11 protein-coding genes are annotated in these 12,391 nt (G+C 66.1%); 6 read left to right on the forward strand and 5 right to left on the reverse strand.

The features are described from left to right. Window positions 1-26 precede the first annotated feature (26 nt). From BLT60_RS01390 to BLT60_RS01410, 5 genes are all read right to left on the reverse strand, one after another. Window positions 27-767, reverse strand: coding sequence for an ATP-binding cassette domain-containing protein (locus BLT60_RS01390; protein ID WP_090874423.1), 741 nt, complete (start codon window positions 765-767; stop codon window positions 27-29). After that, window positions 760-1,791: an ABC transporter permease subunit gene (locus tag BLT60_RS01395; RefSeq protein ID WP_090874424.1), complete on the reverse strand. Its 1,032-nt coding sequence runs from the start codon at window positions 1,789-1,791 to the stop codon at window positions 760-762. The genes BLT60_RS01390 and BLT60_RS01395 overlap by 8 nt, the downstream gene beginning before the upstream one ends. 86 nt (window positions 1,792-1,877) lie before the next feature. Continuing rightward, a complete protein-coding gene (locus tag BLT60_RS01400; protein WP_425284960.1) occupies window positions 1,878-2,870 on the reverse strand; it encodes an ABC transporter substrate-binding protein in 993 nt (330 codons plus the stop codon). Window positions 2,871-2,964: 94 nt separating this feature from the next. After that, window positions 2,965-4,524 carry an FGGY-family carbohydrate kinase gene (locus BLT60_RS01405; RefSeq protein WP_090874425.1) on the reverse strand — a complete coding sequence of 520 codons (1,560 nt, stop codon included), beginning with the start codon at window positions 4,522-4,524 and terminating at the stop codon, window positions 2,965-2,967. A 14-nt stretch (window positions 4,525-4,538) separates the two neighbouring features. After that, the gene (locus BLT60_RS01410) at window positions 4,539-5,420 is read right to left on the reverse strand and encodes a MurR/RpiR family transcriptional regulator (protein ID WP_210185519.1); all 882 of its coding nucleotides are present in this window, start codon (window positions 5,418-5,420) and stop codon (window positions 4,539-4,541) included. Window positions 5,421-5,566: 146 nt separating this feature from the next. On the opposite strand from BLT60_RS01410, the gene BLT60_RS01415 reads away from it, so the two are divergent. From BLT60_RS01415 to BLT60_RS01440, 6 genes are all read left to right on the forward strand, one after another. Beyond that, the gene (locus BLT60_RS01415) at window positions 5,567-6,340 is read left to right on the forward strand and encodes an N-formylglutamate amidohydrolase (protein WP_090874426.1); all 774 of its coding nucleotides are present in this window, start codon (window positions 5,567-5,569) and stop codon (window positions 6,338-6,340) included. 135 nt (window positions 6,341-6,475) lie between these two features. Further along, complete coding sequence (locus BLT60_RS01420; protein ID WP_090874427.1) at window positions 6,476-6,991, forward strand: TRAP transporter small permease subunit; 516 nt, start codon at window positions 6,476-6,478, stop codon at window positions 6,989-6,991. Continuing rightward, window positions 6,988-8,310: a TRAP transporter large permease gene (locus BLT60_RS01425; RefSeq protein ID WP_090874428.1), complete on the forward strand. Its 1,323-nt coding sequence runs from the start codon at window positions 6,988-6,990 to the stop codon at window positions 8,308-8,310. The genes BLT60_RS01420 and BLT60_RS01425 overlap by 4 nt, the downstream gene beginning before the upstream one ends. Window positions 8,311-8,437: 127 nt before the next feature. Beyond that, complete coding sequence (locus BLT60_RS01430) at window positions 8,438-9,505, forward strand: TRAP transporter substrate-binding protein (RefSeq protein WP_090874429.1); 1,068 nt, start codon at window positions 8,438-8,440, stop codon at window positions 9,503-9,505. A 106-nt stretch (window positions 9,506-9,611) separates the two neighbouring features. Next, complete coding sequence (locus BLT60_RS01435; RefSeq protein ID WP_090874430.1) at window positions 9,612-10,982, forward strand: glutamine synthetase family protein; 1,371 nt, start codon at window positions 9,612-9,614, stop codon at window positions 10,980-10,982. A 25-nt stretch (window positions 10,983-11,007) separates the two neighbouring features. Then, entirely contained in the window at window positions 11,008-12,390 is a 1,383-nt protein-coding gene (locus BLT60_RS01440; protein WP_090874431.1) for an aldehyde dehydrogenase family protein, read from the forward strand. Window position 12,391 lies beyond the last annotated feature (1 nt).

Here is a 12,391-nt window from a genome sequence, read left to right on the forward strand (position 1 = left end):
AGATTCGGCGTGGTGCCGATCCGTTATCAGCCGCCGACCATCAGCCGCACGATCTCGTCGCCGGTCGTCTCGTCCGGCTTGCGCTCGCCCGCCTTGATGCCGCGACGAAGGACGACGATCCGGTCGGCCACCGCGAAGATGTCGCCGAGATTGTGCGAGATGAAGATGACGCCCTTGCCCTGCTCCTTGAGCGACTTGATCAGCGCGATGACCTTGCGCTGCTCCGGCACGCCAAGCGCCGCGGTCGGCTCGTCCATGATCAGGATCTTGGCGTTCCAGTAGATCGCCCGGCCGATCGCTACCGCTTGCCGCTGCCCGCCCGAGAAGGCGGAAACCGGCGCTGACAGGCGATCGACATGGAAGTCGAGGCGCCGCATCGTCTCCTTGGCGGCGTCGGCCATCAGCCCCCGGTCGAGGACCGGCAGGAAGCCGAAGGCTTTCCGCTTCGGCTCGCGGCCGAGGAAGATGTTGGCGCCGATCGACAGGTTGTCGGCCAGCGCCAGGTCCTGGTAGATCGTTTCGATGCCGTGGTCGCGCGCCTGTTGCGGGCTCTCATAGGTGACCGGCTTGCCCTCGAGCAGGATGTCGCCGCGATCGACCTTGTGAACCCCTGAAATCGCCTTGATCAGCGTCGACTTGCCGGCGCCGTTGTCGCCTGCCAGCGCCACGACCTCCCCTGCATGGAGGTCCATCGACACGTCTTCCAGCGCGTGGACGCCGCCGAAATATTTCGACACGCCGCGGACGTCGAGAAGCGGTTCAGTCATCCTGCCGCCCTCCCAGGAGCTTGCGTTGGCTCTGGTCGACAAGGACCGAAATGATGATGACGACGCCGACGGCGATGAACTGCCAGAACGGCTCGACATTGATGAAGACCAGCCCGTATTCGATCACCGCGATGACCAACGCGCCGGCCACCGTTCCGGCGATCGTTCCCGAGCCGCCGAACAGACTGGCGCCGCCGATCACCACCGCCGCGATCGAACTGAGCAGCAGCGGTTCGCCGGCCTGCGCCGCGCCTGCGGTGAAGCGGGCCGAGTAGAGCGCGCCCGCCAGCCCGGCGCAGACCGCCGCCAGCAGGTAGATCCGCATCGTCAGCCCGCCGACATTGATACCGGAGCGGACCGCCGCGACGCGGCTGGCGCCAAGCGCATAGGTGTGCTGGCCGAACTTGGTCTGCGACAGCAGGTAATGCATGAGGAAGATCACGACGACCGCGATGATCACCAAGATCGGAACCCCGTAGATCCGGCCATTGCCGATGTAGGCAAACCATTCATTCGACACCGGCACGGTCATGCCGCCGGCGATCAGGAAGGCGGCGCCGCGGGCAATCCCGTACATGCCGAGTGTGCCGATGAAGGGCGGCACCCTGAGCCGCGCGATCAACCAGCCGTTGACCAGTCCCGGGATGAAGGCGACGGCGATGCCGGAGAGCAGGCCGAGCAGCATGGCCAGCAAGGGATTCAAACCGAAGTGGCTCATGCCGAGGTTGGCGACATGGGCGGAAACCACTGCCGCCAGCCCCATCGTGAACCCGACCGACAGGTCGATGCCGGCGGATATGATGACGAAGGTCTGGCCAAGCGCCAGGAGCAGCGGCGCCGTGGCGAAGATGCCGATCGACTGGAGATTGTAGGTGTTGCCGATGAAGGTCACGCCATAGGCGACATTCGCCCAGGTCTCGAAGAAGATCAGGAGCAGGACAAGGAATATCCACGCCCGGAGATCGGCGATACGGGACAGGACGCCCGGCCCCATCGGGCCGCCGGCAGGAGGTATGGCAGTCATCGGCAATCCGCGTTGGTGTGACGGTCAGAGAGACCGCCGGCCGGGAGGCCGGCGGTCCAACGTCGTTAGAACCGGTAACTCCGCACCTAGCCGGTGTAGAGGTACTTCGCGATATCCGGATCGTCGATGTTGTCCTTCGTCATCACCGTGAAGCCCGTGCCGATCAGCGTCGGGACCGGGTTGCCGGTGAGATGGGCGAAGGCCGACACGAAGCCGAAATAGCCGATCTCGGCCGGGTGCTGGGCGATGACGATCTCGAAGGTGCCGTCCTTGAGTTCCTGGACCACCGACTGCGGCGCATCGAAGGCCGCGATCTTGACGACGCCCTGCTTGCCGGCCTGCTTGACGCCGTTGGCGGTGCCGGAGGCGGAGAACAGGTTGGCGCCGAAGACGCCGGCGAGATCCGGTACGCGGCCAATGACCGCCTGGACCTGGGCCGCCGCCTTGTTGGCGTCGTCGTCGTTGAACTGGGTCTCGAGGATCTCGATGTTCGGGTGGTTGGCCATCTCCTTCTTGAAGCCTTCCTCGCGCTGATCGGTCGTCGAGATGCCGGGCTTGACGTTGGAGACGTAGACCTTGCCCTTCTCGCCGATCGACTTGGCCAGCGCCCGCGCCGCCATGACACCGCCGAGGACGTTGTCGGACGCGACATAGGAGATCGGGAAGTCGGCGTCGCCGGACCCGGTCTGGAAGACGCCGGTGCCGATGAAGGTGTCGACGCAGACCACCGTGATGCCGGCGGCATGGGCCTTCTTCAGCGGCTCGACGAGCTGCACCTTGTCGGTCGGCGCGATCAGGATCGCGGCCGGGTTGCGGGCGATGACCGCGTCAAGCACCGGCACCTGAAGCGTGACGTTCCATTCCGAAGCGCCCTGGAACAGAAGATCCTGCCCCAGTGCGTCGGCGGCCGCCTGCGCGCCGCGATGCATGGTGATGTAGAAGGCGTCGGTCGTAAGGCCCGGAACCAGGGCGATGGTGAATTTCTTGTCCTGCGCGAGCGCTGCCTGCGTCGTCAGGAGTCCGGTGCCGGCCGCCGCTCCAGCGGCGCCCATCAGACCGAGAAATGACCTGCGTTGAATCATGTATTCCTCCCATTCTTTGTCGGATCCCACGGCGACAAACGTCCCGATGACATCCATGTTCGGCCGGCGTTTCGGCGCCGGCCACCCGACATCAGCGGGCCTCCAACCCTCCCAGGTACGCATGGAGGCTCCGGTTGATGGGGCGCATCCTAGCATGCAACCCCTCAAATACCATCGCGCGCAATTGGCCGTATTGCCCGGTATCGGCCCCGGGCTCGACCACGAACTCGGTCCGGTCGAGTCCCGCAAGCGCCGAATCGAGCGACGGAAAGACACCGCCGGCGATACCGCCGAGCAGGGCCGCGCCGAGCGCCGTCGCCTCCGGCTCCTCGACGACGATGATCGGACGGTCAAGCACGCTGGCCTTGATCGACAGGAACAGCCGGTTGCGCGACACGCCGCCGATCAGCCGCAGCTCCCGCGGCGTCTCGACCCCGGGCAGCGACACCATCCCGTCGAAGATCATCCGCGACTGCATCGCAAGCCCCTCGAGAACCGCGCGATAAAGCGTCGCCGGCGTCGTCTGCGGCGTCATGCCGACAAAGGCGCCGCGCGCATACGGATCGGGCTCGGGCGGCGACAGCCCGCCGAGATCGGCGAGAAAGGCGACGCCGTGGCAGCCGGGGGGGATCGTGGCGGCCTCGGCGATCAGCGTCTCGACCGGAATGCCGCCGACGATCGAGCGCAGCCATTCCATCGCCCCGCCGGAACTGAAGATCCCCGCCCCGAGATAGGACATCGTCCGGTCGGCGCCGATCGCCCCCTGGTAGAAGCCTCGGTTGAGCATCTCCGGGTCCGACAGCGGCGCGGCGTTGGCCAGCATCATCGCCTCGGCGGTGCCCATGCTGTCGATCATCGTCCCGGGCTCGCGCAGCCCGACGGCGAAGCCGCCGACGACATGGTCGTGCCCGCCGACACCGACCATCGGCGCGCCGACGAGCCCCGTCGCCGCCGCCACGTCGTCGCGCAGTCGGCCGAGGGCCGTGCCGCTGGCGGCGACCGGCGCCGGGAAGTCCGTATCGACATCGGCCAGCGCCAGCATCTCGGCCGACCAGCGCCGCGCCGCGATGTCGAAATAGAGCGTCCGCGAGGCGAGCGACGGGTCGGTCGCCATTTCGCCGCTGAGGCGATAGGCGATCCAGTCGGCCATCATCAACACATGGCGCGCCCTGGCCATTTCCTCGGGCCAGTGCGCGCGCATCCAGATGAGCTTCGGCAGCGTGTAATAGTGCTGGACCGCGTGGCCGCTGATCCCGAAGATCCGGTCTTCGCTGACCCGCGCGACGATCTGTTCGACCAGCGGCTCGGTCCGGCGGTCGTACCAGACCAGCGACGGCGCCAGCGACTGCCCGTCATCGCCGATCAGCACAGGGCTTTCGCCGACGCTGGCGACCGCGATGCCCCCGACCGGACGGCCGGCAAGCGCCGCGCCCACCTCGCTCAGGGCTTCGACCACCAGGCCCCAGATCTCGTCCGGCTCGTATTCGCCCCCGGTCTCGACGATCCGCATCGGCGTCGGCCGCGCCCCGACCGCGACCTTGCGTCCCCGCTGGTCGAAGGCGATCGCCCGGATCGACGTCGTCCCCGCGTCGATGCCGATCAGGACCGGCTCCCCCGCCCCGTCGATCCCGTCGCTCCTCACGCTGCTCACACTGGTTTCCCCCGCTAGTCGCCAGCGGATGTTTCACCCGACTCGGAGCGGCCGCGCAATCCCTCGATCGCCGCCATGCGCTCGCGGCTCTCGCCCCAGCGCCGGGTCATCACGTCGGCGATCAGCGCCTCGATCACCGCCAGCAGCGCCGCGTTCGAATCCCAGGCGGAGGGAACCGACACCCGCGCCGGCAGCACGTGCCGGGCGAAACGTGCGGCCGGCGACAGCCACTGGTCGGTGAGCACGATCGTCGTCACCTTGCGCTTGGCCGCCGCCGCCGCGAGATCGCGGAGGTCGGCCTGGTAGCGGCGAATGTCGATCAGGAACAACACGTCGCGGCCGTTCATGTCGACCAGCTGGTCCCGCCAGTTGTCCGGCTGCCCCTCGAAGTGGCTGACATTCGGCCGGATGATCCTCAGATGCGCGGTCATGTAGCGGGCGAGTGGATCGGTGAACCGGCCGCCAAGGCAATGCAGAGGTCGTCGCGGATCGGAGAGAAGACCGCCGACGGCGTCCATCTCGTCGGCCGGCAGGTGGCGGAAGGTGCCGACGACATTCTCGGCGACCGCCTCGGCAAAGACCTGGTGCGGCCGATCCTTCCGGTCGCCGCCGCCCTGCCCGTCGTCGGATTTCGCCAGCGGCGAACGTAGCTGCGCCTCGACCTCCTCCTTGAGGCGGCGCTGGAAATCCGGATAGGAGGCGAAGCCGATCCGCGCCACGAAGCGCAGCACCGAAGGCGTGCTGACACCGGCCTGCTCCGCGAACTGGGCCGCGCTCTCGAGCCCCTGCAGAGGGTAATTCGCCAGCAGCGTCTGCGCCGCGCGACGCTCGGAGCGGGTCATCTCCGACAGCCCGTCGCGGATACGCTCGGCCAGCGAAATCTCGATCCCCTTCATTCTTCCCCACCTCGTCCACACCGTGGCGCCGGGGCGATTGACAATCCGCCGGGCACCGTATGAGATGTTACAGAAGTGGTCGCAACATACCACTTTGTAACGTTCCATTCACGTCGGTCATGTCCGACGGAGCTGGGGGCAACCGGATGGCCGCTGGGGACCGCGACCCCATCGAAATCGAGAATGCGGACGGTGCCGGCGCCTTCGTGATCGTCTGCGACCACGCTTCGCAGACCGTCCCCTTGGACTACGCCTCGCTCGGCCTCGCGCCCGAGGCCCTGGACCGGCACATCGCCTGGGATCCCGGCGCGCTCGGCGTAGCCCGGCAGATGGCGGCCGATCTCGACGCGCCGCTGCTGTGGCCCGATGTTTCCCGCCTCGTCATCGACTGCAACCGCGACCCGGCCGCGCCGGACCTGATCGTCGCCGAGGGCGACGGGCTCACCGTGCCGGGCAACAGCAATCTCGATGCGGCCGAACGGACCCGGCGACTGGCGGCGGTGCATGCCCCCTATCACGCGGCGATCGAAGCCTGCCTTGCCGCGCGCCGCGCCGCCGGCCGGCAGACGTCGCTGATTGCCGTCCACTCCTTCACCCCCGTCTGGCGCGATCGCCACCGCCCGTGGCAGATCGGCATCCTGTTCGACGACGACCGCCGCCTCGCCGACACCCTGATCGGCGCGTTGCGCGCCGACCCGACGCTGACCGTCGGCGTCAACGAACCCTATTCGCCGGCCGACCGTGTCTATTACACGCTTTCCCGGCACCGCGCGCAGGACGCCCTTGCCGCGGTAATGATCGAAATCCGCAACGACGAGATCGCCGACGCCACGGCGCAACAGCAGTGGGGAAGCCGCCTCGCAACGATTGTCCGGGACTTCGCAATCGATGGACAGGCGGCGGGACCGGCGGCCGCGTGAACGATTCTTGCAAGACCGGATCGTCCGCCATCGGCCGGCGACCCGGATGGAGGGAATGGAACAAGATGAAGACGGGAAGACGATCGTAGCCAGGGGACCAACGACCTAAATGCTGATCGAACGGGGAATGGGGCCATGCCCGCACCGATAAGAGCCTTCGTGCGCTTCGTCGACGCGATGAACCGCTTCGTCGGCTTGATCGCGATGTACCTGATCTTCGCGCTGGTCGCGGTGCTTCTCTATTCCTCGGTTGCCAAGACCTTCGCCATGCCGCCGCTCTGGACGCTTGAGATGGCCCAGTTCGTCATGGTTGCCTATTTTCTGCTCGGCGGCGGCTACTCCATGCAGATGGATTCCAACAGCCACGTCCGGATGGACCTGCTCTACGGCCGCTGGTCGCCGCGAGCCCGGGCGACGGTCGATTCCGTCACCATCCTCTTCCTGCTCTTCTATCTCGGTGTCCTGCTCTACGGCGCGATCCGCAGCACCAGCTATGCCCTGCAATATGGCGAGGAGAGTTATTCGGCCTGGGCGCCGCCGATGGCGCCGATCAAGATCGTCATGACCATCGGCATCTTCCTGATGCTTCTGCAGGCGATCGCGACCTTCTTCAAGAATGTCGCCGAAGCCCGTGGGAAGCCGCTGTCATGAGTTACGAGCTCATCGCCATCCTGATGTTCTCGTCGATGATGCTGATGCTCCTGACGGGGCAGCGGGTCTTTGCCGCCATCGGCTTCGTCGCCTCGGTTTCGGCGATGCTGCTGTGGGGCGACGGCGGTTCGGAAATCGCCTTCAGCGCCGCCATGAAGCTGATGAAATGGTATCCGCTGCTGACCCTGCCGCTGTTCATCTACATGGGCTACGTCCTGTCGGAGACCGGCATCGCCGACGATCTCTATAGGATGTTCCATGTCTGGTTCGGGCCGGTGCCAGGCGGGCTGGCGATCGGCACCATCGCCCTGATGGTCGTCATTTCGGCGATGAACGGCCTCAGCGTCGCCGGCATGGCGATCGGCGCCACCATCGCCATGCCCGAATTGCTGCGGCGCGGCTACGACAAGATCATGGTCACCGGCGTGATCCAGGCCGGCAGTTCGCTCGGCATCCTGATCCCGCCGAGCGTCGTCCTCGTCCTCTACGGCATCATTGCGCGCCAGCCGGTCAGCCAATTATGGATGGCCGGCGTCTTCCCCGGCCTGATGATGGCCGGCCTCTTCATTCTCTACATCCTCGTCCGCTGCAAGCTTCGGCCGGAGCTCGGGCCGCCGCTGCCGAAGGAAGAGCGCGACATCGGGCTGAAGGAAAAGCTCCTTCTGCTGCGGGCCGGCATCCTTCCCTTCCTGATCTTCTTCTTCATGACCGGCCTCTTCCTGATGGGCTACACGAGCCTCGTCGAAAGCGCCGCGGTCGGCGCGACGGCGGCCACCGTCGCCGCCCTGATCAAGCGGCGCCTGACCTTCTCGGTCCTCCATTCGACGGTGAAGAAGACCCTCGGCATCAGTTGCATGTTCATGTGGATCATCCTGGCGGCGCTGGCCTTCGGGGCCGTCTTCGACGGGCTCGGCGCGGTCAAGGCGATCGAGGGCTTCTTCCTCGGCCAGCTTCACATGACGCGCTGGGAAGTCCTCATCATGATGCAGCTTTCCTTCATCCTGATGGGCATGTTCCTCGACGACACCGCCATGCTGGTCATCGTCGCACCACTCTATGTGCCGCTGGTCAGGGCGCTCGAATTCGATCTCGTCTGGTACGGCGTGCTCTACACGATCACCTGCCAGATCGCCTACATGACGCCGCCCTTCGGCTACAACCTCTTCCTGATGCGGGCGATGGCGCCGCCGGAAGTGACGCTCGGCGACATCTACCGCTCCATCCTCCCCTTCGTTCTTGTCATGGTCACCGCGCTGGCGCTGGTCATGGCCTTCCCTGAGATCGCTCTGTATTTGCCGAGGACCGTCTATGGCCAGTGAGAGACAATGCTGCGAGCGATCGTTGAGCCAGGGAAGAAGCAGGTCTTGCGGCGAGACTGGTCCCTTTTAGTCCGGGGGACCGCATCACGTGTCTTCGGACCAACACGATGAAAGGAGTCTTCGTGAAATGACCCAGCAATCCAAGATCAGCAAACGCGAGTTTCTGAAGAAGGCCGGCGTCACCACCGCGGGTGCGGCGGCTGCCTCGACCCTGGCCGCACCGGCCGTCCTCGGCCAGACCGCGATCAAGTGGCGGCTGCAGACCTATGCCGGCGCATCGCTGGCCGAGCACGTCATCAAGCCGGCGATCGATTCCTTCAACAAGGTCGCCAATGGCGAGATGGAAATCGAGCTCTACACCGCCGATCAGCTTGTGCCGACCGGCGAACTCTTCCGCGCCATGCAGGCCGGAACCATCGACGCCGTGCAGAGCGACGAGGACTCGATGGCCGCGCCCGTCGACGTCTCGGTCTTCGGCGGCTACTTCCCCTTCGCCACCCGCTACTCCCTCGACGTGCCGGTGCTGTTCAACCAGTACGGCCTGAAGGAGATCTGGGAAGAAGCCTATTCGGAAGTCGAGAACGTCACCTGGCTGTCGGCCGGCTCGTGGGATCCCTGCCACTTCAACACCACCAAGCCGATCCGCAGCCTCGAAGACCTCAAGGGCCTCCGGGTCTACACCTTCCCGACCGCCGGCCGCTTCCTCAGCCAGTTCGGCGTCGTGCCGGTCAACATTCCCTACGAGGATGCCGAGGTCGCGGTGCAGACCGGCGAGATCGACGGCATGGCCTGGTCCGGCATCACCGAGGACTACACGGTCGGTTGGGCGAACGTCACCAAGTACTTCCTGACCAACAACATCACCGGCGCCTGGATCGGTTCCTTCTTCGCCAACAGCGAGCGTTGGGCCGAGGTGCCGGATCACCTCAAGACGCTGTTCCAGCTGACCATGGATTCCTCGCACTATTACCGCCAGTGGTGGTACTGGGGCGGCGAAGCCAAGCTCCGCGTCGAGGGCGACAAGCTTGAGCTCACCTCGATTCCGGAATCGGAATGGAACCAGGTGGTCAAGGCGGCCGAGACCTTCTGGGCGGACATCGCCAAGGAGAGCGACCGAAGCGCCCGCGTCGTCGAGATCCTCAAGAACTACGCCGGCGTCATGGAGAAGGCAGGACCGCCCTACCGCTACGGCTAGGCGATGTCCGGTCGCCTGCAACATGGCGATTGATCGAACGGCCCGGGGGGATCATCTTGCCCCCCGGGCCACCTCCTGACGGCACAGAAACGGGCACCATCGCTCCATGGCAGGCATGCTGACACTCGCGGAACTGAAGAAGGCGGCCGCCGCCGGCGAGATCGACACGGTCCTCGCTTGCATGGTCGACATGCAGGGGCGGCTGATCGGCAAGCGCTTCCAGGCCGGGTACTTCGTCGAGGAAGCCCATACCGAGACCCATGGCTGCGATTACCTCCTCGCCGCCGATATCGATATGGAGCCGGTGCCGGGCTACAAGGCGGCGAGTTGGGAAAAGGGCTATGGCGACTTCGTCATGAAGCCCGACCTGGCGACGCTGCGCCGGATTCCATGGCTCGAAGGAACGGCGCTGGTCCTCTGCGACGTCCTCGATCATCACACCCACGAGGACCTCAGCCACAGCCCGCGCGCCATCCTGCGCCGGCAGATCGCCCGGCTGGCCGAGCGCAACATGTCGGCCTTCGTCGCCACCGAGCTCGAATTCTACCTCTTCGACGAGGACTACGAGGCGATCCGTCGGAAGCGCTACGCCGACCTCGCCACCTCCGGCCATTACATCCAGGATTACCACATCCTCCAGACCACCAAGGAGGAAGGCACCATGCGCGCCATCCGCCTCGGGCTGGAAGGCGCCGGCATTCCGGTCGAGAGCTCCAAGGGCGAATGGGGTCCGGGCCAGGAAGAGATCAACATCCGCTACGCCGACGCACTGGCGATGGCCGACCGCCACGCCATCCTCAAGAACGGCATCAAGGAGATCGTTCACGGTCAGGGCAAGGCGGTCACCTTCATGGCCAAGTGGGACACGGCGCTGGCCGGCTCGTCCAGCCACATCCACGCCTCGCTCTGGGACAAGGCCGGCAAGAAGCCGCTGTTCCTCGATTCAGCCGCCGAGCTTGGCATGTCGACGCTGATGCGCCAGTTCATGGCCGGCCACCTCAAATACGCCCGCGAGATGACCTGGTTCCTCGCTCCCTACGTCAATTCCTACAAGCGCTTCCAGGCCGGCACCTTCGCCCCGACCAAGGCGATCTGGAGCCGCGACAATCGCACCGCCGGCTTCCGGCTGGTCGGCGAGAACGGCAAGTCGATCCGCACCGAATGCCGCATCGGCGGCGCCGACCTCAATCCCTATCTCGCCATCGCCGCGCTGATCGCCGCCGGCCTCGCCGGCATCGACGAGAAGCTGGAGCTCGAGCCGGCCTTCGTCGGCGACGCCTACCAGGGCAAGCGCCTCCGCGAAGTCCCCAAGACGCTCCGCGAAGCCACCGCCCTGATGACGAAGTCGAAGATGCTCCGCGCCGCCCTCGGCGACGACGTCGTCGATCACTATGTCCACACCGCCGAGTGGGAACAGTCCGAATACGACCGCCGCGTCACCGACTGGGAACTGAAGCGCGGCTTCGAGCAATACTGAACGGCTCCACCGAGAGACCACCGCCATGAGCGACACCGCAAAAATCATCTCCCCGGTCGACGGCTCGATCTATGCCGAGCGGCCGATCGCCACCGACGCCGCGGTCGAGGCTGCGGTCTCCACCGCCCGCGCCGCCCAGGCCGAGTGGCGCCACACAACCGTCGCCGAGCGCAGCAAGTACATCCTGGCCTTTCTCGACGCACTCATGGCGATGAACGACGACATCGTCACCGAGCTCGCCTGGCAAATGGGCCGCCCCACCCGCTTCGGCGGCGAGAAGGGCGGCGTCGAGGAGCGCACCCGCGCCGCCGTCGCCATGGCCGAGGAAGCGCTGGCGCCTTACTACCCGCCGGAGAAGCCCGGCTTCCGCCGCTACGTCGCCCGCGACCCGCTCGGCCTGGTCCTGGTCATCGCACCGTGGAACTACCCCTACCTCACAGCCGTCAACACCATCGTCCCGGCGCTGCTTTCCGGCAACGCGGTGATCCTCAAGCACGCCACCCAGACCCTGCTGGTCGGCGAGCGCTTCGCCGAGGCTTTCGCCAGGAGCGGCCTGCCAAAAGGCCTGTTCCAGAACATCGTCCTCTCCCACGCCCAGACCGAACGACTGGTCGGCTCCGGCCAGATCGACCACATCAACTTCACCGGCTCGGTCTCCGGCGGCCGCGTCATCGAGCGCGCCGCCGCCGGCACCTTCGCCTCTCTCGGCCTCGAGCTCGGCGGCAAGGACCCGGCCTATGTCATGGCCGACGCCAAGCTCGACCACGCCATCGAGAATCTCGTCGACGGCGCCTTCTACAATTCCGGCCAGTGCTGCTGCGGCATCGAACGCATCTATGTCGACGAGCGCGTCTATGACGACTTCGTCGACGGCTTCGCCGACCTGACGAAGAAATATGTCGTCGGCAGCCCCCTCGATGCGGAGACCACCCTCGGTCCGATGGCCCGCGGCGCCGTCGCCGACACGGTGCGCGAGCAGGTTGCCGAGGCGAAGCGCAAGGGCGCGACGCCGCTGGTTGACATGAAGGTCGCCGCCGACCGTCCGGGCTCGCCCTACCTCGCCCCCGAGGTGCTGGTCGACGTCAACCACCAGATGGCGGTGATGCGCGAGGAAAGCTTCGGCCCGGTCGTCGGTATCATGAAGGTGCGCGGCGACGACGAGGCCGTCTCCCTGATGAACGACAGCCCCTACGGCCTGACCGCCTCGATCTGGACCGCCGATACCGATCGCGCCGCCGCCCTCGGCAGCCGCATCGAGACCGGCACGGTCTTCATGAACCGCTGCGATTATCTCGACCCGCAACTGGTCTGGACCGGCGTCAAGGATACCGGCCGCGGCGTCACCCTGTCGAAATTCGGCTTCGAGACGCTGACCCAGCCGAAGAGCTTCCACCTCCGCGAGATCTGAC

Origin of the sequence: Bauldia litoralis (assembly GCF_900104485.1) — a bacterium.
Taxonomy (GTDB): Bacteria; Pseudomonadota; Alphaproteobacteria; order Rhizobiales; family Kaistiaceae; genus Bauldia; species Bauldia litoralis.